Here is a 24,250-nt window from a genome sequence, read left to right as displayed (position 1 = left end):
TTATGAAAAATATAGCTTTATTAATGTTTTCTCTCCTGACATTAGTTTCTTGTTCTATGATGAAAAATAAAACATCAGTTATATGGATAAGTGGATTTAAAACAACATGTGATCTTGGTGTAGGGAAATCATCATGTCTTCTCGTATCAAGGACAGAAACTCTAGATAATGCAAAATGGGAACTATTTGGTGCAGAAATTCAAGGATTTGATTTTAAACTTGGACAACTTCAAAAGGTCCAATTGGAAGAAATGAAATTAGAGGAATCCGAACAATTGGCCGATGCACCATCAATTGGTTACCGTGTGTTAAAAGTGTTGGATAGTCTACAAGATCCTAGATTACAGTTAAATACAAGATGGATTTTGGGTACAATAGAAGGTGAAAAGCTAAATGACAGCATTCAAGTACCAGTATTACAGATTGATCTATCTGAAATGATTTTTGGAGGAAATGGTGGTTGTAACGCCTTCAGTGGTAAAATTCTTCAACTTGGATTACAAGAAATCCAAATGTCCAAAAGTGCTAGTACTTTAATGCTCTGTCCCGAAAAGAACTATGAAGACCAATATTTTAATTTACTTAATAAAGTAAGTTCCTTTAAAGTTATAGAAGGAGAACTGCAGTTATTTGATAAAGACAACAACGTAATTTTAGGTTTTATGTCTCAACAGCAAACAAGTAACCGTGATAGACTCCATGATATTTGGGCAGCAGTTAGGGTAGAAGGGTTTCCTATTAATCGTATGGTAACAGTTCCACAATTAGAGGTCAATACCCATGAAATGAAGATATTTGGCAATGATGGCTGTAACGAATATTTCGGGTCCATTTCAGAACTGTCCAATGAAAAAATTGTAATAGAAAATACAGGCAGTACACGTAAAATGTGTCCTGAAATGGAATACCCTCAACGCTATATGAAAGCATTGAAAGACATTAATAGATATGAATTTAAAGATAATATTTTGATCTTTTACAACTTAGAAGGGAAAGAAATATTGGCTTATAGGAAAGTAGATTAACAAATAAAGTATCACACAATATTAAAAACCAACCTCATGAAATTAAAACTTTTATTCTATTTAGGTTTCTTTTTGTTTATTAATCATATCAGCGCTCAGGAAACAAACTTTCTGAAATTGCATGACTCCGAAAATTTAAAAGTTCAGGGCTATTTACAGTTTGGTTCCAATGCAGTGGCAGAAACCAATTTGTTTTGGAACTTAGCAGACGTTCCTCAGTTAGATTACAACTCTGATACCCAATGGCTAGAATCCTACGTTAAACCTGGAATGGGATTTACAATGCCTTCAGGAAAATCTAAATTCTATGGTAAAATTTCGGCAGTAGCTTCTTCTACTTTGGGTACAGATGCATTTGATGAAAAAAATACTGGGAGAATAACTCTAGAAGAAGCCCATTTAGGCTATCAATTTTCATTATCTGAACAATCAAATTTAGATGTTTCGGTCGGATCTAAAGAGCTTAAATTAGGAACTGGTATGTTAATTGCCAATGGAGGTGTTAGTGGTTTTGAAAGAGGTGCTCTAAAATTTGGCCCTCGAAAAGCGTGGGAAATGTCTGCAATAGGAAAATTAACTAGTAACAAATTGAGTACGACAGTTTTTTATATAAATCCTAACGAGTTACCTTCCAATGATACGAAAAATGAAATTTTTGGATTTGATTTTAATCTAAATGAATCCGTAAATGAATATATTGGGATTAGTTATGTCAATGTTATCAATTCTAATGCGCCTTACCCTCAAGCGGCACCTAATGGCAATGGTGCCCCAATAATTACTTTTGGAGCTAGAGAAGATTTGAATGCCATTAATTTTTATGGTAAAACCTACCCTTTTAATAGTTCATTAAAAAACCTGTTCACTGCTCTTGATTTTGCATATGAATGGAATGATAGAATAGACATGAATGCTTGGGGAGGAAGGGCCCAAATTGGATATGATTTTTCAAATATAACTTGGAGACCTACAATGATGTTCTCTTATCAAATTTTTTCTGGTGATGATCCTGATACACCAGGTTTAGAACGCTTTGATCCATTATATTATGAAGGCTCACCAAGTGCATGGTCTACAGGTTCAAAATCATCTATGGTTTTTATTAATTCGAATGTTAAATCCTTTGGCTTAAGTATAAGAATGATGCCATCACAAAAGGATATAATTACATTTCGTTATGCAAGTATTGCTGCTCAACAGTTAAATAGCCCAATACAATTCGGACAAGCCGCTAGAGTAGAGTTTTCAGATAATATACCTACCGTAGTTGTAGGCGTGTCCCAACCCAGTTTAGCAAATGATTTTTTTATTGAGTACAATAGAATAATAAATAGAAATATATTTTTCAATGCAGGATTTAGTATGTCATTTGCAGGGAATGGGATAGAAAATATTGTAGGGGATACTTCCATTTGGACTGGCGGATTTGTAAATATAGTATTTAATTATTAGTACTTTTCAAGTGGAATTGATTTTCAAAACTATTTAAAATGTTATGATTATTAAACTTAGGCAAACCATTACTCTTATATTTTTACTTTGTATTAATATTTCTTTCGCCGTTTCTGATTCTCTAGTTTTTAATGGAGGCACTGCACTGGTGGGTGAAATCAAGAAAATGGAAAAAGGAGTACTAGAGATAGATATTCCATATGGTGATGAAAATTTTAAAATAAAGTGGCAAAGTATCAAAGAAATATATACGAAGTCTCAATTTCTAGTAAGTGCTGATGGTAAAGTAATTTACGGAAGATTAGAATCAATTTCCGACGGGAAAGTAAAAATATTTGATGAAAGCGAAACATATTTGATTTGTAATCTTAGCGATATCGTATACTTAGCTCAATTAAAAGATGGATTTGATAATCGATTTACTGCCACATTAGAGGCAGGCTTTAATTTGTTTAAGGCTCGAGATATGCAACAATTTTCTTTACGTAGCTCGGCAGGATATCATGAAGATAAGTGGTCTGTTAATGCCACCTATAATATAATACGTTCTTCTCAAAATGAAACGGAATCGATTAAACGAACCGATGGTTTGTTAGATTACAAACGATTATTGTTTAAAAATTGGTTTGGAATTTTAACGATTTCTACTCTTTCAAATACAGAACAATTAATTGATATTCGTGCTAATTCTCAATTAGGTGTTGGTAATTATATTTATAGTTCGAACAAAGCCTATTTGATTTTGAAAATTGGTATAAATAATAATCTAGAAAGATTTTCTAATATTGATGAAAGTTTTAATAGTTGGGAGGGATCTTTGAGTACTGAATTAAATTTATATGCAGTTGATGGTTTAGAGTTATCTTTTAATTACATGGGGTATTCTGGGTTAACTGAAAAAGGAAGATATCGTGCCGATTTAAATCTCGATTTGAAATACGATCTTCCATTGGATTTATTCATTCGTGCAGGTTTTGTTTTTAACTACGATAATCAGCCCGCAATTAATTCCGTTCAAACAGATTATGTATTTAGGACTGGTATTGGTTGGGAATGGTAATTTTTTTTATTTAATTAATTTTCATATTTCTCATCCGTTATTTTTGAATTTTTGTTCATAATAAAATTCAAAGACCTATATTTTTTTTATGAAGCATATAATAAACGCTTTTAAAATTTAATTTATATAAGGTTAGTTTTTATTCCTTATATTTTCGATTTATATATTGGAGTTTTTCTGTTATAATTAAAATTCAAAATATACGTTTAGTAGTTTATGCCAACCAACCTATATTTCACCAGTTTAAACTTAACAAACCAAATTATATTAGGTGTTTTTCTAGTTATTATGGCGTTTATAATTTTACGCTATAGTTTTAAAATGTTTGAAATGGGTTATGTAATGACATACAAAAAACCACTATACAACCATTTTTATATCACTTTAAAAAAGTTAGACAACCATCAAAAAGATATTCTAAAAAAACAATTTTCATTTTATAATAAATTAACTGAAAAAGAGAAAAAGTTTTTTGAACACCGTCTGGCTTCATTTATAAAAGACAAGGATTTTATTGGTAGAGAGGGTTTGAATGTTACAGATGAAATGATAGTCCTAATATCGGCAACCGCGGTTATGCTTACTTTTGGTTTTAGGGATTTTTATATCGGCCTTATTTCAAAAATTGTAATATATCCCAAAAAGTTTTTTTCTAATTCCAATAATACCTACCATAAAGGTGAATTTAATCCCAGGCTTGGAGCTTTGGTTTTATCATGGGAAGACTTCAAACAAGGATTCGCTATAGAAAATGATAATTTGAATTTAGGTATACATGAAATTACCCATGCTATCCATTTAAATAGCATGAAGGAACGTGATGTAAGCTCAACTATTTTTAGTGATTCATTTAAGGAATTGTCATTATTGTTATCAACCAATCATAATTTAAAAGATAATTTACTAGCCTCTCATTATTTTCGAAATTATGCATTTACCAATCAATTTGAGTTTTTGGCGGTAGCCATTGAAAATTTTATAGAAACACCGAAAGACTTTAAGGCGCAATTTCCCGAGGTTTACAATAAAATTAAACAAATGCTCAATTTTAATACAGCTGGTTATTAATTAGTTTGGTTATGACATTTATCATAATTATTTAGGTTTTAGTTTGATATTTTTATTAAACTAAATTTTGAATAGCCATGATAAAAAAAGCACCAATTTCAATGATAATGACTACCCCAGTTATAACTTTAAAGAAAAACGATAGCTTAGAAAAAGCAGAATACCTTTTCAAGAAACATCATATAAGACATATACCTGTTGTTGAAAATAATGTAATTGTTGGGATGTTAAGTCAAACAGATTTATTGCGATTAAGTTTTGCTGATTTTTCTGATGATATTGAAGAGAATGCAGATGCACTTGTTTTTAATATGTTTAAAATTAAACAGATTATGAAAAGTAACATTGTTAGTGTATCAGTTTCCAATTCTATAAAGGAGGTTGCCGAAATATTAGCGACAAAAGAATTTCATGCGCTCCCAGTAGTCGATAACAATAAACTAGTTGGTATAGTAACAACTACAGATTTGATTAAGTATTTATTAAAACAATTTTAATCATTAATTATAAAACTTTAAAGATGTTAGGAAGTATTTTAGTTTCAGAGATAATGAGTAAAAACATCATTGCCTTAAAAAGAAGTGATGATTTAGAAAGAGCGGATATGCTTTTTAAAAAGTATAAAATCAAGCATATACCCGTGGTAAGTTCTGACGTAGTAATAGGGATGCTGAGTTACTCCGATTTATTAAAAATTAGTTTTGCTGAAACCACGGACGATGAACATGATGTAAATGCGGTAGTTTATAACTCTTTTACCATAGAGCAAGTTATGACCAAAAAGGTTATAACCATAAGTCCTAAAGCAACCATAAAAGAAGCTGTTGCCATTTTAGCAAAAGATGAGTTTCATGCTTTACCTGTAGAAGATAATGGTGTTTTGGTAGGTATTATTACAACGACCGATTTGCTAAACTTTTTTTTAAAAGTTCTTTAGGAATTGGCTATAGCTTTAAGGTCTTTGATAGTTTCAATTTGGTTATTACTTTTAAAAATATAGCTTCCTGCTACAAAGGTATCTGCTCCGGCATTTACCAATTCTTTAATATTTTTATTAGTTACACCACCATCGATTTCTATTCGCGTATCTAAACCTTGTTGATTAATCATTTCTCGCAGTTTTATAACTCTTTTGTAAGTCATATCTTCAAATTTTTGCCCTCCAAAACCAGGATTTATTGACATCAGTAAAACCATATAACATTTAGGTAAGATATCTTCTAAAACAGAAACGGGTGTTGTTAAATTTAAAACAACGCCGGCTTTACAACCTGCATCCTCAATTTGAGTGAGTGTTCTATGTAAATGTATAGTAGACTCATAATGAACCGTAATAATATCTGCTCCAATTTTTGCGAATTCTTCAATGTAGCGTTCAGGTTTTTCAATCATTAAATGCACATCTAATGGTTTGGTTGCATGCTTTTTTATGGCTTGTATTACCGGCATTCCATAAGAAATATTTGGAACAAAATGACCATCCATAACATCAATATGAAACCAGTCTGCTTCACTTCGGTTTACCATTTCTATATCCCGTTGGAGGTTAGCAAAATCTGCGGCTAAAATGGATGGTGCAATTAGTTTTGAATTCATTGTTATTTTTTAGTTTTAAAGTACAAATATAGAAAAAATAAACCCGCGGTAATCAGCCGCGGGTTCTTTCATCAATCAAAAAACGAACAGTTATGTGTAACTGTTTGTTACTGTAATTTAGTCGTAATTATTATTAAAAAATTACTATCCTAAATAAGTTTTTAATATTTTACTTCTAGAGGTATGTTTAAGTCTACGAATAGCTTTTTCTTTAATTTGTCTTACACGTTCACGAGTTAAATCAAACGTTTCTCCAATTTCCTCTAAGGTCATTGGGTGCTGGTTTCCTAAACCAAAATATAAACGAATAACATCGGCTTCACGAGGTGTTAAAGTTTCGAGAGCACGCTCAATTTCTGTGCGCAAGGATTCGTGTAATAATTCTTTATCTGGGTTTGGAGACTCTCCACTATTTAAAACATCATATAAGTTAGAATCTTCTCCTTCAACTAAAGGTGCATCCATACTTACGTGGCGACCAGAGTTTTTCATGGACTCTTTAACGTCATTGATAGTCATATCCAACTCTTTCGCAATTTCTTCGGCAGATGGCGGACGTTCGTGACTTTGCTCTAAAAAAGCAAATGTTTTATTGATTTTATTGATGGAACCAATTTTATTTAATGGCAGACGTACAATTCTAGATTGTTCAGCTAATGCTTGAAGAATGGATTGACGAATCCACCAAACAGCATAGGATATAAATTTAAAACCACGAGTTTCATCAAAACGTTGAGCCGCTTTAATTAATCCTAAATTGCCCTCATTGATTAAATCAGGTAAAGTTAAACCCTGGTTTTGGTATTGTTTAGCTACCGATACAACAAAACGTAAGTTAGCTTTAGTTAATTTTTCCAAAGCTCTTTGGTCGCCAGCTTTAATTCGCTGTGCTAATTCAACTTCTTCGTCTGCGGTAATCAGGTCAACTTTTCCAATTTCTTGAAGATATTTATCCAACGAAGCCGTTTCTCTATTGGTAACCTGCTTCGTAATTTTAAGTTGTCTCATCTAGTATTCTCCTATAATTAATGAACATTGTTATTCTGTTGTTATACGTTCGAATAATAAAAAATGTTACAATAAGTATTAAATTTTTATGAAATTTTTGTTTGGTAAGTTAATACTTTCTAGCATATCTTCAGTAAACTTATAATGCCCACGTGCTGTGATTAATCTAAATCTATAAGATTTTAAATTACTTAGTGTATTTAAAAACAACCATTTAGATTTTAATAGTTTTGGTTTTTCAGATTTTAAACTAATATCGAAGTAATGTTTTCTACCTTCTTTAAATGCCACAATATCAGGGGTTATGGCTATATCGCTTCCTTTTTTTAAATAAGACTTTGGTGTTTCGTAGCCTTCGATATCGGCTTTAATATTTTCAAAACCATGGTTTTCTAAATAGGAAATGGAATCTTCTAGAATCCCTGAGTATTTTTCTTTGTCTTCGTAAATCATAGCTAACAATATAATGAAAATTTGATAAAAAGCAAATTTTTAACATCATTTAACTATTAAGTATGACCTAATTATTCAAAGTCAAAGGCATCATTATCAATAATAATACGTTCACGAAGTCTATTTATCTTTTGGTGCATTCTGTTAAAGAAAAGAGAACGGTCTTTTTCCCCTGAATTTACTAATAGTTTTGAAATACTCATTTGCTTTTCAAAAAACTCAAACATAAGTTCACAAGTAGGTTGGTGCTCAATTTTAAAATAGCTAATAACAGTAAATGGCGTAAAGAACACTTTTTGAAAAGGTGTTTTCACCATAATAGTGTTACTCATAGTATGTATATCATTGATATACAAGTTGTAAATAGCTTTATTTTTTGAACCAATTAAACATTGTTGGATAGCTTGCTTTTCAATATGTCGAATTACATCTTCTATATCATCACAAATTTTCAAGGCTAAATCTTTAGAAAGCGCACCAGCTTCAAAATAATAGAGGACTTGCTGTAAAGACCCATTAATGGTGGTGTTGTTCCATATTTCGGTAATGTTAATATCCTTGTAAATCTCTCCCAATCTAAAGGCGCTTTCTAGCATAGATTCAGGAATATTTTTGATAAATGCATCGAATGTAACCTTATTCCTAGTCATTTCTGGGTCTACATCTTTCAACCAAACATAAATTTTATATCTAGAAAGATAGGAATCTTTTAAAGTGTGAAACAAAGGTATGTCTTTGGCAGAATAAATTATTGACGCACTTTTAAGTTTTGTTAAAGGAAAAACACTATCGTAGGATTGGTTTAACCATACTTCAAGCCCTTCTTTATTGTGTATTGGTGGTGATAAATTGGCTAAAATTGTGTTTGTATTTCCAACTTCAAATAGCTTATTTAGTGATATTTTATAGTGTTTGGCAAGTTTTACGCCTTCTTCCAGCGTTATACTGGTCTTTAAATTAATTCGACGATAGGCAGCATCATATCCAATATCTAAAACACTGGCTATTTCTTCAGCAAATGAAGTATTGTCCTGCGCTTTTTCCTTCAGGTAGTTAATAAATTGTTCTTGCATTTTTTCAAAAATTACAAGTTCAAAGAGAGTAAGTTTGTGAAAAATAAGAAAAATAAATGGAAATTCAGGACAATTTCAACAATAAGCTTTCAAAAATTGCAAGTAAATTTGAGTAATACGATTAGAATTTTGCTATTAACAATTTAAATTACCAAACATGAAAACTCAAAACTCTAACAAATCTAGTATAGTGCTCAAAGCTATTTTTAAGTTAGTAGATAGTTATATCTATTTTGTACTTGTAAGTAAAAAAAACAAATCTGAAATTAATTTAAAAGCTTGAAATACTTATATTTAGTAAAATTTCACTAAAGAAAGTTGGCATCTATAATAAACTTTTTTCTAATTGCAGGTGTAATACAAGGTTTTGCATTTAACCTTGTTACCATGTTTGTCAAAAAAAAATGCGACAAGGTAATTGTCTTCTTGAATTTAACCGTACTATTTATTTCCTTAAATAACCTTCAAAGATGGTTAATTGATAATGATTACACTTCCGATTTATTTCTAGTAGAAAATTTACTTATTCCGTGGTATGTGCTTATTCTACCTATGTTTTATGCGTTTACCACACACTTTTTAAAGGTTCAGGATAAAGTAAACGATTTTCTTAAATTTTCGATTATACTTTTTGTCTCTGAAATCATACTTCGTCTTTGTGTTATTTCTTATGTGTACTATGAAGTACCAGACAGAGATACCTTTCTAATTGAAAGGTATACGATGCTGGAAGATATATTGAATCTTTTGTACAGTATCTTTTTGTTTATTAATGCTTGCCTAATTATTTTTAGGAGGCACCATTTGATATCCTATATTTTATCTTATGATGATTTAAACTGGATAAAATGGTTTATTAGATTAGGAACTGTGGTAATCATTTTTTGGGTTATGGCAGTTGCCATTAAATCATTTACCGGAAATGAAGATGCCTATGTGTTTTTAAGACTTAGTTCATCCATATTATTATACTGGATAGGTTATCAAGGATTTTACAAGTACAATGTTTTAAGGGATAGAATTGTTTTAAGGAGCTCAATGGATAGTAATCTCATTTCTGTAGCGAATGATGCCAAAAAAGTATTATCCGATAGTGAAGATGATTTTTACAATGAGAAGCATCAAAGCGATTTTCATAGGATAAGGGATTATATAATTAAAGATAAGTTGTATTTAGATCCATTACTTAGTATGGAAACTCTAGCTTCTGACCTTGGTATGAGCAAAAGCTACTTTTCTAAGCTTATAAATTCTTATAGTGATTATAATTTTTCAGATTTCATAAATTCACTTAGAGTTGAGCAAGCCAAAAAGTTCTTATCTAATAATGAATTTAGTGATTACACCATAGTAGCCATAGGCTTAGAATGTGGCTTTAATTCTAAATCTACCTTTTATTCTGCTTTTAAAAAGTTTACTTCTGAAACACCCTCAACTTTTAGAGACAAATATTAACCTCTTTTAGTCCGAAATAATCGTTGGACATCCTAATTATTGCATCCTAGACCATACTGGACATTGGTTTTATTTGACGCCTATACTTTTACGATTAACAAATAATCATAAAAAGTTTTAGTCATGATACCAATGTTAATTGTTTACCTATTAAAGAAAATGAAAAGAACAAACTTCTTTTCCAGAAAGCGGTCATTTATTAAAAAATTAGCGATAAGATTGAAAATCTTCATGGTCTTATTTATGATAACTACTTCATATGCCAATGACAAAAAACCATTAGAGCAGATAAGTTATAACGTTGTTAGAAACAATGAAATAATTGGCACTATTAAGGTAAGTTGTAACACTAAAAGTGATTCAACAATTTATGCTTTAGAGAGTAGTATAGATGTAAAATATATTTTGAAATTTAGTATACGTGGAAAGGAAACAGCCATTTATAAAAATGGCATTTTAATCTATTCTTCTGTTTACCGAAAAGTTAATAATAAGATTAAAGCTAATCATAGCGTAACTTATAAAAATGACAGCTATCATTTGGAGATTGGAGATACAGAAAAACAATTGGGTTTTGAGGATATTCAGGATAATTTGGTGATGCTTTATTTCAAAGAACCAAAAAATTTAAACCGTATTTATTGTGATAATTTGAAGCGAATGGTAAATCTTGAGCCTTTAGGGGAGGGTAAGTACAAGGTAGCATTCTCTGAAGATAAGTTTAATATTTTTCATTATGAAAATGGTAGGTGTGTAAAAGTTGAAGCCAATAGCTCTTTGTTTAGTGTAACCTTAATTCCTGCTTAATCATGATAACAGTAGAAAATAAATGGATAATAATAACTATGGCTTTCATTACCTATTTTTTGGTAAGCTGGGTATATAAAAGGATAGAGGTGGTTAACCTTCAAAAAGCATTGCAAATTAGAAATGGACTGAGATTATTAAACTTAAAACACAGTTTGGGAATTGTGCTTTTCGGAGTGTTATTTTATATATTATTTCCCGATTTAAGGAACTTAATAACTAGTCTTGAAGTTCCACGATTACAAATTCTGATACCTTTTTTGGTATTAGCAATAGTATGTGCATTGATTTCGTGGGTTTCTGTAAAGGGCACTATTCAATCAGAAGGAGGAATTAGCCACTATTCATTTTCAGAGGCTTGGCTATACTTTATAATTCGATTTGTATTTCTGTTCTGGTATGAGTTTTTCTTTAGAGGTGTACTTCTTTTCAGTTTTTTGGAATATTATAACCCTACATATGCTATTCTATTCAGTGTTATGGCTTATTTAGTCATTCACTTATTTGATTCGAAGAAAGAGATTCTTGGCACCATTCCATTTGGCATAGTCTTATGTATTCTAGCTTATCAAACACAAAGTGTTTGGTATGTTTTTGCAATTCACTTAGCACTTTCTGCAGTTTACGAAATATCAATTTTTTATCATCAAACCTTAAAAACATAATATTATGAACGTTTTACTCACTGGAGCTACTGGATACGTAGGTCATCAATTGGCTCTAACATTGGCAGAAAACAAGTTTAAAGTGCATGCACTAGTAAGAGATTTGGGCTCATTTAAAGTTCCTAAGCATGATAATATTACCCTTTTTCAAGGCGATATCTGCGATTATCTATCTATACTGAAGGCTATTGAAAATTGCGATTATGTATTCCATACAGCTGCTTATACCAATTTGAAATGCCGAAGCATTGAGAATTTCTACAGCACCAATGTTGTGGGTACTGAAAATTTGCTTAAAGCGGCTTTACATCATCAAGTTAAAAAAGTAATTTATACCAGCACATTATCAACTTATGGACCTTCGTATAAACAGGTGCCTATAATAGAAACCCAACCCAGAATTGCTTCATATGCAAACGATTATGAGCTAACCAAAAGTATGTCTGAAGAGATTGTTTACAGCTATTTTAAAAAGGGGCTTTCCTGTATTATTCTTAATGTCTCAAAGGTGTATGGTCCTGGTTTGGCAACATTTTCAAATGGTGTGAACAGGCTAATATCAATGTTTGATAAGAATGATTTTTTAATAGTGCCTAATAGATTACAAAGTACATCTAATTATGTATTTATAAAGGATGTCATAAATGCCCATCTTTTGGCAATGCAAAGTTCTGTAAAATTTGACAGATATATTATTGGAGGTGAAAATGTTAGTTATAAGCAATTGTTTACCCTAGTTAAGAATTTAACAAAGAGTAGGATCAGAATTGTGAAAATAAACTACAAAGTTATAAGAACAATCTTCTCCATTTCGTCCTTTTTTCATGCGCTTATAAATGCCGCGCCTTCCATAACGCCGAGGATTTTAGATTCTCTTTTCGTGAACCGTATTTCGTCGTCCAAAAAGGCGCAAAAGGAATTAAACTACCAACCTACCACATTAGAAGTAGGACTTCAAGAAACGATTCAATTTTTAAAACTATCATCATGAAAACTTACACTTTAATAACAGGAGCAAGCACGGGATTTGGCAAATCATTGGCTATAGAGTGCGCTAAACAATCAATGAATCTAATAATAGTGGCATTAACAGATTCTGGTTTAATAGAACTTGGAGATTTTCTAAAATCTAATTTTAATATAGATGTTCTAGCCTTTGAAATGGATTTAAGTACAAAAGAAAATTGCAACCTACTTTATAAATATATTAAAGCGCAAAATGCCTCCATAAAATACTTGTTAAATAATGCAGGGGTTTTAAGTAGGGGTTATTTTGAAGATTTATCTGAAGATTATTTTCTCACCCAAATTAATGTTAATGTAGCAACTCCAACAATACTCACAAAATTGTTTTTGGAGGATTTTAAAACCAATGCGCCATCAGGAATTTTAAATGTGAGTAGTATGGCAAGTTTTTTCCATTTGCCAAAAAAACAGGTGTATAGCGGTACAAAAGCATATCTGCTTTCCTTCTCGAAAAGTTTAAGAAAAGAGATTAAAAAATATGGTGTATGGGTCTCTATTGTATGTCCTGGAGGAATGAATACAACTACGGGGCTGTGTATTCAAAATAGAAAGTTAGGATGGTTATCGAGAACCTCTATACTAGATCCTGAGACTGCAGCTAAAGAAACGCTTAAAAGCTTTTTTAATAAAAAGGAAGTAATTATTCCAGGAGCTATGAATAAGGTGTTTATGTTTTTGGATAGTATAATTCCAACCGCCATTAAAAATAGACTTACAGCAAACGCTGTTTGAGTTTTTAAGTGTCCGGATATGTCCTAAATCATCTATGGAATATTATTTCGGACACTAATTATGTAGAGATGTGGCAATTTTGTATCAGAGAAACAACCAAAATAGAAATTAAGATGAGAACACTTTTTATAACTTTAGTATTCGTTTTTATGATACATCTCATTCAATCACAAAACCAAAGACAAATTGCTGATTGGCATATTTCTGATAACAAATCCAACAATTTTAGCATGAACAATGCACTCAAGTTATTTGAGTGGATAGATTTAACCATGGCACCTCAATTAGGTGGGCTTTTTGCTAAAACGTTCAATACGGTTTCTCCGAATTTAAAATGGCAAGATTGGTATGACGATTTTGATTTTGGATTCAGCACAAAAGCAAGATGGAAACCAAATAAAAAAATTAAAATTCAAGCCATATATAACATTGGAATGCTAAAATTTGATAACAACTTTGGAGAGGCAAATGCTTATCAAATGAAAGTATCTGTTGTCTATAAATTTTGATATTATGAAAAATGTTCTAGTAACAGTGCCTCTCTTACTTATTTAGAGTTAAAATGAAGTTAATTATCCTCCCCAGGTTTTCAATCATCGTGTCGGTCATCTCTTAGATTATTAATTGGAAAACTATTTACATTGGGTAACTTGTAATGGAATCATGTGGTTTTATTGACCCTTTTATTGACCTATAAAGAGCCTAAATTTTAGTGCCGATGTTCTAAATTGTATCTATTAAATTTAGTATCTATGATTAAGCAAATTACAATAATTTTTTTAGTGTTTTGTGTTAGTTATTCTTTTGCACAAAACACCTATTACTTCAGTAGTTCTGAGGGAAATGATTCTAATGCAGGTAATGAAGGCAGTCCTTTTCAGACCATTTCAAAATTAAATAGTCTGTCACTCGCTGCAGGAGATAAAATTCTGTTTAAAAGAGGAGATACATTTATAGGGCAAATAGTGGTGTCTCAATCAGGAGCTAATGGGGCCCCAATTATTTATGATAGTTATGGTACAGGAGATTTACCAGTTTTAAGTGCAAGTGATGGACCTAATGGGAACCCTGACCCATTAAGCACCATAAGAATAATAGGTAAGCAATATTTGGAATTTCATAACTTAAAAATTGAAAATGCAAGGTTTGATACTACAGGTACAGATGATGACAAATCTTTTGGGATCTATATACAAAGCTTTAAAACGTTGCCAGGTTCGGGTAACTTTGAAGATGCAGTGCTATTTAATTACTTCAGGTTTTCTAACCTAGTGGTTCAAAATATTTATTCGGTTAATAGTAATGGAACTGCTTTTAACAATATTCGTACAACGGGTATTTATTTTCTTGATGCGTTTGTAAATGATGTTATTATTGAAGATTGTTATTTTACAGATATAGAGCGTTGTGGCATTTGGCTCAGAAAATATGTTTCGGATGCTATTATAAGAAATAATAAGTTTATTGACCTTGGAGGCTCTGGAACAATAATATCCGCTTCAAAAAGAGTACTTTATGAAAAAAACCTTATGCGTTTTACCGGTTCTAATTCTGACCCAAGAATGACAGGAAGAGGAAGTGGTATGTGGGTTTTTGGCTCAGATGATGTGGTTGCCCAATATAATAGTTCTCAACATGCTCGAGGCGATGGTGATTCTTCTGGGATGCATGTAGATTATGGTAATACTAATATTTTATTTCAATACAATTATTCAGAAGATTCTGCTGGTGGATTCTGTGAGACTTTAGGTGCTAATGATAATATCATATGGAGATACAACATCAGTGTAAATGATGGAACCTTAGATAGAGGAGGTAAGAACAAATTATTATGGGTAAGTGATTATGCATTTGTTCCAACTAAGAGTACCAATGTCTTCATTTATAACAATACCATTTATCAAGGTAAAGACTATAAAAATGTGATTGGTGATTCAGAAATTAGTTTAAAAGCCGCTTCCTTAAATTTTATGAATAATATCATTTATTTAGAACCCGCTGCTAAACTTGGTGAAAAGGCTTATTTGTTTGATGTGAATACGCCTAATTTTTCTAGAAATATTATGTATGGAGGAACCATTAAAGTAAATTTTAAAAATTTAGATGCGACCAAAATCATTCAATCTCCTTTGTTGTTGGATCCAGGAAGAAGGCATTATTCAGGATATAAACTGGTAACTGGTAGCCCCGCTTTAGGTGCCGCATTGAGTTTTACAGAGCCAAGTTTCCCTTTGGCTGGTTTAGGTATATTTAGTGCAATTACATCCAATGCTACAAAAGATATTTATGGCAATCCTGTAAATTTATCAGGAGCAACAAATATAGGGGCAGATAATGGTTCTGGCGAGCCCAGTATTCCAACTGGAGTTACTTATGAAGCGGAATCAGGTATTATTTTGGGAGGTAGTCAAATAAATTGCACTAACGGCTCGGGAGGAAAAGCCGTGAATGTTGGAAGTGCAGGACAAACGTTAACTTTTAATAATGTTAATGTATCTGGTACAGATTTATATTTAATCAATGTGTTTTATGCAAATCCCTTTAAATCTAGTTTAAAGGTAACTGTAAATGCAGGAGAAACGGAGTCTATAATTTTGCCATATTCAGATGCTTACTGTTATCAATCAGGGATTCCAACAAGTTTTCCTATTATTAAAACGCTAAACAATGGTGACAATACCATAATGTTTGAGCAAGGTATAATCGATAAAATTGAAGTGGTTTCTGTAAACGAAGCGACATTAAGTACAAAATCTGAAACATTTTTAAATAAGGTAGAAGCTCATTTGGAGAAAACTATTATTTCTTCTAATGAAACTCTTAGATTGATTATTAATAAAGAAATAGAATATAAAAATACAGGACTTTATATCTATGATATGACGGGTGCATTATTAGCTAAAAAGGATTTTTATTCTAGTGAAGATATTAGTATGGATGCTAATAATTTGGGAACAGGCGTAAAGATTATTGTAGCAAAAGTTGGACAATATGTGTTTGTAGATAAAATAATAATTTACTAACTGTATAAAATAAAAAAACCGCTTCAAAATTTTTGAAGCGGTTTTTTTTAATTGAAGAAATTAATCTTCTTTCTTATCGTCTCTAGGTCTTCTATCGTCTCTGCGGTTGTCGCGTCCTCGATTGTCTCTACCTCTATTATCCCTAGAACCTCTGTTATCCCTAGAATTATCTCTTGGTGGTCTAGCAACATAACCTTCTGGTTTTTCCAACAAGGCTTTACGAGATACTTTTTCTTTACGTGTTTTAGGATCTACGCCAAAATACTTTACATTAAAAACATCTCCCATATTAACAACGTCACTCACATTTTCAGTGCGTTCCCATGCCAATTCACTTACGTGCAACAACACTTCATTACCTGGCGCTTGTGTATATTCTACAACAGCTCCAAAATCAAGCATTTTAATAACTTTTACTTCGTAAGTACCACCAACTTCTGGTTTAAACATCAAGGAGTCTATTTTTGCTAAAACCGCATCGATACCATCTTGATTCGTGCCTAAAATTTCAACAATACCTTCTTCAGTAACAGGATCTTCATTAATAACAATGGTAGTTTTGGTTGCTTTTTGTAGTTCCTGAATCACTTTTCCACCAGGACCAATTAAGGCACCAATAAATTCGTTTGGTATGATTCTGGTTATCATTTTAGGAGCATGAGGCTTCACATCAGGATTTGGTTGTGCGATGGTTTCTACTAATTTTCCTAAAATATGTAATCTTCCAGCTTGAGCTTGTTTTAAAGCATTCACAAGAATTTCATAAGATAAGCCTTTTACTTTAATATCCATTTGACAAGCTGTAATGCCATCGGCAGTACCGGTTACTTTAAAGTCCATATCTCCTAAATGATCTTCATCTCCTAAAATATCAGACAATACGGCATATTTACCAGTTTCAGTATCGGTGATTAGTCCCATAGCGATTCCAGACACTGGTTTTTTGATTGGCACACCAGCATCCATAAGCGCCATCGTGCCAGCGCAAACAGTTGCCATGGATGACGATCCATTACTTTCTAACACTTCAGAAACAACTCTTACTGTATAAGCATAGTCCTCAGGTACCATACCCTTTAAAGCTCTTTGAGCTAAATTTCCATGTCCAACTTCACGACGTGATGTGCCTCTTAATGGGCGGGCTTCACCAGTTGAGAAAGGAGGGAAGTTATAATGTAAATAGAAACGCTCTTCACCTTCAAAAGATGGCATATCTATTTGATTTGCTTCTCTGGATGTTCCTAAAGTTACTGTCGCCAAGGCTTGAGTTTCTCCACGGGTAAAGATTGAAGAACCATGTGTAGAAGGTAAATAATCCACTTCACACCAAATAGGTCTGATATCAGTTGTTTTACGTCCATCTAAACGTAAACCTTCATTCAAAGTTAAATCACGAACAGCAGCTTTTTCAGCTTTACTATAATATTTAGAAATTAAACTGCCATATTCCTCTTGTTCTTCTTCACTAAACGTAGCTTTAATTTCTTCTTTTATTTCAGCAAAGGCAGCACCTCTTTCGTGTTTAGCAGATGCAGATTTAGCAACTGCATATACTTTGTTATATGCTAAATCATGAATTTTTTTAGACAATGCATCATCTTCGCGTTCTGGCTCATATTCACGAATGTCTTTTTTACCAAAAGCTTCAGCCAGTTTTACTTGAGCCGCACATTGTACTTTAATAGCATCATGGGCAAATTTTATGGCTTCTACCATTTCCTCTTCTGAAATCTCTTTCATTTCACCTTCAACCATCATAACAGAATCCGATGAAGCTCCAATAACCATATCTATATCAGACTCCAATAGTTGGGCCTGAGTTGGATTGATTATAAATGTACCGTTGATACGACCTACTCTTACTTCAGATATTGGTGTTTCAAAGGGAATATCACTTAATTGAATAGCAGCAGATGCTGCTAATCCAGCCATGGCATCTGGCATAACATCCTCATCATGCGACATTAACTGGATCATGACTTGTGTTTCGGCGTGATAATCTTTTGGGAATAATGGACGTAATACGCGGTCTACTAAACGCATAGTCAATACTTCACCATCACTCGGTCTAGCTTCTCTTTTGAAAAAACCTCCTGGGTAACGACCTGCAGCAGCAAATTTCTCACGATAATCTACTGTTAAAGGTAAAAAGTCTACATCACTTTGTTGATAATTGGAAACTACTGTACATAATAACATACATTTTCCAGATTGCACTACAACGCTACCATGCGCTTGCTTTGCTAATTTTCCGGTTTCGATAGAAATTTCCCTACCGTCACCAAGGTCTATGACCTCTCTAAAAACTTTTGGAATCATAAATTTTTTAATTCTAATCCTGACATTTTTAAATTCGTCAGAACAATGTTAAACAATGGTCGTTGTGTTGTTGCGTGTAGTTGTTGTGTGACCAATGAAAAACTGTGTTAAGCTTCTTCAATGCAAGTTATACTCTTCGCTGAGTTATGTTTAAAACAAAAAAGAGGCTGTAAAAGCCTCTTCTTCTTATTTTCTTAATCCTAATTCTTTTACTATGGCACGATATCTTAAGATATCTTTCTTAGTTAAGTAATCTAGTAAAGCACGACGCTTTCCTACTAGTTTTACTAATGAACGCTCTGTATTATAGTCTTTACGATTATTTTTTAAGTGTTCAGTTAAGTGATTAATTCTGTGCGTAAATAACGCAATTTGTCCTTCTGCACTACCAGTATCGTTTTTACTTTTACCGTGTTTTGCGAAGATTTCTTCTTTTACTTCTTTTGCTAAATACATGCTAATATTTATGTAAATAATTGTTATGTACACGAAAGACTTTCTTTCGAGCGGCAAATATAGTGCTTTTAAGTTGAAAGTTAAACCTTAAAAGTTAAAAATTTTACAATGGTTAATACCACTATAAACCATAGTTATAAACATGAACTCTGTCTTATGCTCTCAAAGGTTGATTCAGAATTAAATCTAAATATTGGTTAACCTTATTTTTTAGGTCTTTTCGGAGCGTAATAAAGTCTAAAAAGCCATGTTCCAGTAAAAATTCTGAGGTTTGGAAACCTTCAGGTAAATCTTTACCAGTAGTGTCTTTTACAACGCGTGGTCCAGCAAAGCCTATTAAAGCCCCGGGTTCTGCGATGTTTATGTCTCCTAACATGGCAAAAGAAGCTGTGGTTCCTCCAGTTGTGGGATCTGTACACAACGAAATATATGGTATGCCAGCATCAGCTAATTGTGCTAATTTAACAGACGTTTTTGCCAATTGCATAAGCGATAAAGCGGCTTCCATCATACGTGCGCCACCAGATTTTGAAATAACCATTAATGGGATATTGTTTTTTAAAGAATAATCTGCAGCGCGCGCAATTTTTTCTCCTACAACACTTCCCATGGAACCACCAATAAAGGCAAAATCCATACAGGCCACTACCAAATCTTTTCCTTTGGATTTTCCAACAGCACAACGAACCGCGTCTTTTAATTTGGTTTTTTCCTGTGCTGCTTTTAAGCGGTCTGGATATTTTTTGGTATCCACAAACTTAAGTGGGTCTTTGGAATCTAAATTGGCGTCTAATTCCTTAAATTTATTATCATCAAAAAGAATTTCGAAGTATTCTTTACTGCCAATACGAACATGGTAGCCATCTTCCGGACTTACATAAAAGTTTTTCTCAAGTTCATCAGCGTCTACTATTTTACCTGTTGGAGATTTATACCAGAGCCCTTTGGGAGTATCTTTTTTCTCTTCAGTGGTAGTAGTAATTCCTTTAGTTTTTCTTTTAAACCAAGACATATGATTTATAATTTTAGATATACGATTTTAACAAAGTATAAAAATCGAAGGTTTAGTTAGTTATTCTGCAAATGTAAAACATAAAAATTTACTTTTTTTATGTTTTAAAATCAAAATTTAATAAAAGTCTTTAGTGATTTCTTACAATATAAAAAAATAATCTCGTTTAATCTTACCTGAAGTTTAAACGAGATTATTTTAATGTTATAAAAGGGGATGATTTATAAAGTATTGACGTTATTTAAATCTTCAAACGCCTTTTTTAAACGAGCTACAAATGTTTTTTCTCCTTCGCGCAACCAAACACGTGGGTCGTAATATTTTTTATTTGGAGAGTCTTCGCCTTCCGGATTTCCAATTTGTCCCTGTAGATAATCTTTTTTGTCACTCATGTAATCGCGGATGCCACTCATAAAGGCATATTGCAAATCGGTATCTATGTTCATTTTGATAACACCGTAGCTAATTCCTTCGCGAATTTCTTCAACAGTTGAACCTGATCCACCATGAAACACAAAATCTATGTGATTATGTTCAACTCCATATTTTTTTGAAATATATTCTTGAGAATTTTTTAGTATTTTTGGTGTTAATTTCACGTTACCTGGTTTGTATACCCCATGAACATTCCCAAAAGCTGCTGCTATGGTGAATTGTGAGCTTACTTTACTTAATTCTTCGTAAGCGTAAGCCACTTCTTCTGGTTGTGTGTATAGTTTAGAATCATCTACATCGCTATTATCAACGCCGTCTTCTTCACCACCTGTAATACCTAATTCAATTTCTAATGTCATACCCATTTTACTCATACGTTTTAAATAGGTCTTACAAATTTCAATATTTTCTTCAATAGGTTCTTCAGAAAGGTCGATCATATGTGAACTAAAAAGTGATTTTCCAGTTTCAGCAAAGTGTTTTTCGCTGGCGTCCAATAAACCATCTATCCAAGGCAATAGTTTTTTAGCACAATGATCGGTATGTAAAATAACAGTTGCTCCATAAGCCTCTGCCAAAGTATGCACATGTTTAGCCCCTGCAATAGCACCAGCTATAGCCGCCTTTTGGCCTTCGTTGCTTAATCCCTTTCCTGCATTAAACTGTGCACCACCGTTTGAAAATTGTATGATTACAGGCGCATTTAAATCCCTTGCAGTTTCTAAAACCCCATTTATAGTATCTGAACCAATAACATTTACAGCAGGTAAAGCGTAGTTATTAGCTTTGGCGTGGTTAAAAATAGCCTGTACTTCTTTTCCTGTTGCAACTCCTGGTTTTATGTTGTGTCCCATTTTTGTTAATTTTTTGATTTGTATTAGTATGTTCCAAAAGTAATCAATTTTTAAATAAGTAGTTGATGTTTTATAGATTGAAAATCTTAAAACTAGACTAAAACGATGTAGTTAAAAGTAATCTAGAATGGATAGTTTATCCCAATATTATAAACAGCATTGGAGAAGTTATAATCATTAAACCATCTATTTTGATCTTGGTAAGAAGGATCATAAGTTTTGAATCCTACATCAAACCTGAATACAAAAAAACTAAAATCGTAGCGTAAACCAAAACCAGAACCTAAAGCAATGTCTTCAAAAGAACTAAAATTATTAAAAGTAGCACGTTCATCTTCTACATTGTCCAATACATTCCATATGTTACCTGCGTCAACAAATAAGGCTCCATTTAGATTTCCAAAAATATTAAAACGCTGTTCTGCACTGAATGAAAATTTTAAATTGGCTTCATTAAATTCATTGGTGGTTTCTGAGCTTCCAGGACCCAAACTGTAGGCTGTCCAAGCACGATTATCGTTGGGGCCACCTGCAAAGAAACTTTTTGCGAAAGGTATGTTATTGGAGTTACCATATGGTATGGCTATACCTAAAAAACTCCTTATTGCCAATACATTTTTGTTGCCTAAATCCCAATGCTTTATATAGTCAAGCTCTGTTTTTATATATTGAGAATAAGCTACATTGAACAATTCATATCGTCCATCGGTATTTTTATTTAATCCCAAGAGTCTTGAAGATGTTGAAAGTAAGTTTCCGGCTAATTCTAGTTTTGCACGAAAAATTGAAAAATCGTTATCAAATAAATTGGTACGTTCATCATTTGTAAAATTATAGCTTGATGATATAATTAAGTTGTTTTCTGTTAAACGTTGTTTCCGTTCATTGATGCTGGCTACTGTTTTGTAACCATCATCATTTGGAGTTAAAGAGGTGTTATTGTTTAACACATCGTTTATGAAAGCATCTGTTTGAATAGGAAATAATAAGTCATTGCCATTGTTGTAATTTAAAGATGAAGATATAGCATTCAATGTGTTGAACGAATTTTGGTATACTCCAAAATAATTATCGACATTGAGATTTCTAACATATTGAATATTAAACACATCTAACCTATTGGATACTTTTTTGTTTGGGTACCAATTGTAACTAAGGATACCACTCAAGGTTTGTTTGTCCAACCCTATATTGGTTTGACTTGTTGTAGATAAGCTTATTCTTGTACTGGGCGACATATATTTTGGAATAAAGCCTTCAGTATAAAAAGGTGAAAATAGCCTGGGAATAGTCAATTTCAAATCAATTCCATATTCATTAATATCAAAAAATGGGTCGTCCATATTATTTCTATTTCCATCTTTTGAAGCACCAATGGATGTTATGGCTGATATTTCAAACGTTTCAGCTCCTCTAAAAATATTTCTAATAAGTAAACTGGGGTTTAATGAAAATCCGACGGTTTGAATATTACTTTGTGAAACATCTGCACTGAACCCCAAACTGAACTTTTTTAATGGGGTTAACCTTATGGTATCCGAAAGCGTGTTATCTGGATTTTCAATATAATCAATGTTAGGGTATTTAAAGGTTCGTAATTCATTTAAATGCCTATATGTTCTAGTTCTATCAATATCCCTAAAAATATCCCCTGGATTTATAAAAATGGCATCACTAATAGCTTTAGGTCTGTAACGCATTTTGTTGTAACTATATATTTTATAACCGTTGTAGGATATGGAATCTTGAAATGGTTTCCCGCGGTTTTCAAAAGTATAATCCGCAATAATATTTACATCCCGAATGGTGTAGACCTTGAATGGTTCATATCTAACAGAATCTGGAGTTCTTATAGTTCTGTTTTGGATATTGATATCAACATTTAATTTTTTGTTGGTACCAATAGTGTCTATCTCAAAAGTAATATAATCTGATTTAAAATGATAGATACCTGAGTTTCGCAACTCATTGGTTATTCTGTCGCGCTCTTGGTTAAAATCTGACGTTTTGTATTGTTCGTTAGACCTAACTAAAGCCTCTTTTTTAATGTTTTTATAAAGAGTGTCTATAATCGGTGACTTTATATTGGCCGTAATTGAATCAATAATAAAAGAAGGACCTTTTTTAACATAATACTCAACCTCGGCCCGTTTTTTTTCATTTTTTTTGATTTCATAAGAAGCTTCTACATCAAACCAACCATTATTGATATAGTAATCTTGAAGTCGCTTCGCAGACCTTTTGGTTTTATTTATATCAACTATTACAGGAGCCTCACCGGTTTTTTTTAACCAGGCATTAAAATCTTTACGGGATTGTATGTATTTATTTAATTGTTTTCGAGATAAAAGTTGCTCATAATTTTCTCGTTTATTGGGTCTTTTGGTTAAGTTTTTTTCAATTATGGAGTCAATATTTGGTCGCGCTAAATTGTAAATATTAAGTCTTAGGTTGCCTATAATTGGCAATTTACTGTTTGGTTTTTGATACAGTAGATTGTTTATGGTTTCCGTATTATCTCTTTCACCATCAACAATTACGGTGTTTTTTGTAAGTAAGTATTCATCATCCGCCACTCGCTTAACAACATTACAAGATGTAAAACATTCAATTAAACATATTAAAATCAGTATTTTAGAGAGTTGTTTGTTCAAATGAAAAAGATGTTTATTCGATTTATAGATTTTATTTTAATGGATAATTTAAAAGCTATTTAATAGCTCAAAAATAC

22 protein-coding genes are annotated in these 24,250 nt (G+C 32.2%); 13 read left to right on the top strand and 9 right to left on the bottom strand.

The genetic code is table 11. From position 1 onward, the window contains the following. Window positions 1-2: 2 nt before the first annotated feature. The 6 genes from ABD963_RS10320 to ABD963_RS10295 all read left to right on the top strand — a co-directional run bounded on the left by ABD963_RS10320 (window position 3) and on the right by ABD963_RS10295 (window position 5,542). Complete coding sequence (locus ABD963_RS10320) at window positions 3-1,025, top strand: META domain-containing protein (protein ID WP_345276889.1); 1,023 nt, start codon at window positions 3-5, stop codon at window positions 1,023-1,025. Window positions 1,026-1,061: 36 nt separating this feature from the next. After that, on the top strand, window positions 1,062-2,477 hold the full coding sequence (locus ABD963_RS10315; RefSeq protein WP_345276888.1) for an alginate export family protein: 1,416 nt from the start codon (window positions 1,062-1,064) through the stop codon (window positions 2,475-2,477). A gap of 43 nt (window positions 2,478-2,520) precedes the next feature. Beyond that, a complete protein-coding gene (locus ABD963_RS10310; RefSeq protein WP_345276887.1) occupies window positions 2,521-3,537 on the top strand; it encodes a DUF481 domain-containing protein in 1,017 nt (338 codons plus the stop codon). A gap of 342 nt (window positions 3,538-3,879) precedes the next feature. Continuing rightward, window positions 3,880-4,605 (top strand): zinc-dependent peptidase, encoded by a 726-nt coding sequence (locus tag ABD963_RS10305; protein ID WP_345276886.1) that lies wholly within the window; start codon window positions 3,880-3,882, stop codon window positions 4,603-4,605. Window positions 4,606-4,682: 77 nt separating this feature from the next. Then, complete coding sequence (locus tag ABD963_RS10300; RefSeq protein ID WP_345276885.1) at window positions 4,683-5,102, top strand: CBS domain-containing protein; 420 nt, start codon at window positions 4,683-4,685, stop codon at window positions 5,100-5,102. Between the two features lie 23 nt (window positions 5,103-5,125). Beyond that, on the top strand, window positions 5,126-5,542 hold the full coding sequence (locus tag ABD963_RS10295; protein ID WP_345276884.1) for a CBS domain-containing protein: 417 nt from the start codon (window positions 5,126-5,128) through the stop codon (window positions 5,540-5,542). Here ABD963_RS10295 and rpe read toward each other — a convergent pair. From rpe to ABD963_RS10275, 4 genes are all read right to left on the bottom strand, one after another. Next, on the bottom strand, window positions 5,539-6,201 hold the full coding sequence (gene rpe / locus ABD963_RS10290) for a ribulose-phosphate 3-epimerase (protein WP_345276883.1): 663 nt from the start codon (window positions 6,199-6,201) through the stop codon (window positions 5,539-5,541). The genes ABD963_RS10295 and rpe overlap by 4 nt on opposite strands. Window positions 6,202-6,345: 144 nt before the next feature. After that, window positions 6,346-7,209, bottom strand: coding sequence for a sigma-70 family RNA polymerase sigma factor (locus ABD963_RS10285; RefSeq protein ID WP_237231669.1), 864 nt, complete (start codon window positions 7,207-7,209; stop codon window positions 6,346-6,348). A 78-nt stretch (window positions 7,210-7,287) separates the two neighbouring features. Beyond that, window positions 7,288-7,662, bottom strand: a complete 375-nt coding sequence (locus tag ABD963_RS10280; protein WP_345276882.1) for a hypothetical protein — start codon at window positions 7,660-7,662, stop codon at window positions 7,288-7,290. Window positions 7,663-7,733: 71 nt separating this feature from the next. Beyond that, on the bottom strand, window positions 7,734-8,735 hold the full coding sequence (locus ABD963_RS10275; RefSeq protein ID WP_345276881.1) for a hypothetical protein: 1,002 nt from the start codon (window positions 8,733-8,735) through the stop codon (window positions 7,734-7,736). Window positions 8,736-9,122: 387 nt separating this feature from the next. On the opposite strand from ABD963_RS10275, the gene ABD963_RS10270 reads away from it, so the two are divergent. From ABD963_RS10270 to ABD963_RS10240, 7 genes are all read left to right on the top strand, one after another. Then, window positions 9,123-10,190 carry a helix-turn-helix domain-containing protein gene (locus ABD963_RS10270; protein ID WP_345276880.1) on the top strand — a complete coding sequence of 356 codons (1,068 nt, stop codon included), beginning with the start codon at window positions 9,123-9,125 and terminating at the stop codon, window positions 10,188-10,190. Window positions 10,191-10,433: 243 nt separating this feature from the next. Further along, a complete protein-coding gene (locus ABD963_RS10265; protein WP_345276879.1) occupies window positions 10,434-10,997 on the top strand; it encodes a DUF6134 family protein in 564 nt (187 codons plus the stop codon). A 2-nt stretch (window positions 10,998-10,999) separates the two neighbouring features. After that, window positions 11,000-11,662 carry a CPBP family intramembrane glutamic endopeptidase gene (locus tag ABD963_RS10260; RefSeq protein ID WP_345276878.1) on the top strand — a complete coding sequence of 221 codons (663 nt, stop codon included), beginning with the start codon at window positions 11,000-11,002 and terminating at the stop codon, window positions 11,660-11,662. A gap of 4 nt (window positions 11,663-11,666) precedes the next feature. Continuing rightward, window positions 11,667-12,653: an NAD-dependent epimerase/dehydratase family protein gene (locus tag ABD963_RS10255; protein WP_345276877.1), complete on the top strand. Its 987-nt coding sequence runs from the start codon at window positions 11,667-11,669 to the stop codon at window positions 12,651-12,653. Beyond that, the gene (locus ABD963_RS10250) at window positions 12,650-13,420 is read left to right on the top strand and encodes an SDR family NAD(P)-dependent oxidoreductase (protein ID WP_345276876.1); all 771 of its coding nucleotides are present in this window, start codon (window positions 12,650-12,652) and stop codon (window positions 13,418-13,420) included. Before ABD963_RS10255 ends, ABD963_RS10250 begins: the two co-directional genes overlap by 4 nt. Window positions 13,421-13,533: 113 nt before the next feature. After that, window positions 13,534-13,929 (top strand): hypothetical protein, encoded by a 396-nt coding sequence (locus ABD963_RS10245; RefSeq protein WP_345276875.1) that lies wholly within the window; start codon window positions 13,534-13,536, stop codon window positions 13,927-13,929. 243 nt (window positions 13,930-14,172) lie between these two features. After that, window positions 14,173-16,443 carry a right-handed parallel beta-helix repeat-containing protein gene (locus ABD963_RS10240; RefSeq protein ID WP_345276874.1) on the top strand — a complete coding sequence of 757 codons (2,271 nt, stop codon included), beginning with the start codon at window positions 14,173-14,175 and terminating at the stop codon, window positions 16,441-16,443. 60 nt (window positions 16,444-16,503) lie between these two features. Here the strand turns inward: ABD963_RS10240 and ABD963_RS10235 are convergent, their stop codons facing one another. From ABD963_RS10235 to tamL, 5 genes are all read right to left on the bottom strand, one after another. Next, complete coding sequence (locus tag ABD963_RS10235) at window positions 16,504-18,762, bottom strand: polyribonucleotide nucleotidyltransferase (RefSeq protein WP_345276873.1); 2,259 nt, start codon at window positions 18,760-18,762, stop codon at window positions 16,504-16,506. Window positions 18,763-18,948: 186 nt separating this feature from the next. After that, complete coding sequence (rpsO, locus tag ABD963_RS10230) at window positions 18,949-19,218, bottom strand: 30S ribosomal protein S15 (RefSeq protein WP_345277108.1); 270 nt, start codon at window positions 19,216-19,218, stop codon at window positions 18,949-18,951. 154 nt (window positions 19,219-19,372) lie between these two features. Then, window positions 19,373-20,230 (bottom strand): acetyl-CoA carboxylase, carboxyltransferase subunit beta, encoded by an 858-nt coding sequence (gene accD / locus ABD963_RS10225; RefSeq protein ID WP_345276872.1) that lies wholly within the window; start codon window positions 20,228-20,230, stop codon window positions 19,373-19,375. 221 nt (window positions 20,231-20,451) lie between these two features. Further along, window positions 20,452-21,519 carry a class II fructose-bisphosphate aldolase gene (gene fbaA, locus ABD963_RS10220; RefSeq protein WP_345276871.1) on the bottom strand — a complete coding sequence of 356 codons (1,068 nt, stop codon included), beginning with the start codon at window positions 21,517-21,519 and terminating at the stop codon, window positions 20,452-20,454. Between the two features lie 122 nt (window positions 21,520-21,641). Beyond that, a complete protein-coding gene (gene tamL, locus ABD963_RS10215; protein WP_345276870.1) occupies window positions 21,642-24,173 on the bottom strand; it encodes a translocation and assembly module lipoprotein TamL in 2,532 nt (843 codons plus the stop codon). Window positions 24,174-24,250 lie beyond the last annotated feature (77 nt).

The sequence above is a fragment of the Litoribaculum gwangyangense genome (assembly GCF_039543505.1).
GTDB classification, from domain to species: Bacteria; Bacteroidota; Bacteroidia; order Flavobacteriales; family Flavobacteriaceae; genus Litoribaculum; species Litoribaculum gwangyangense.
This window is presented reverse-complemented; position numbering and strand designations above follow the sequence as displayed.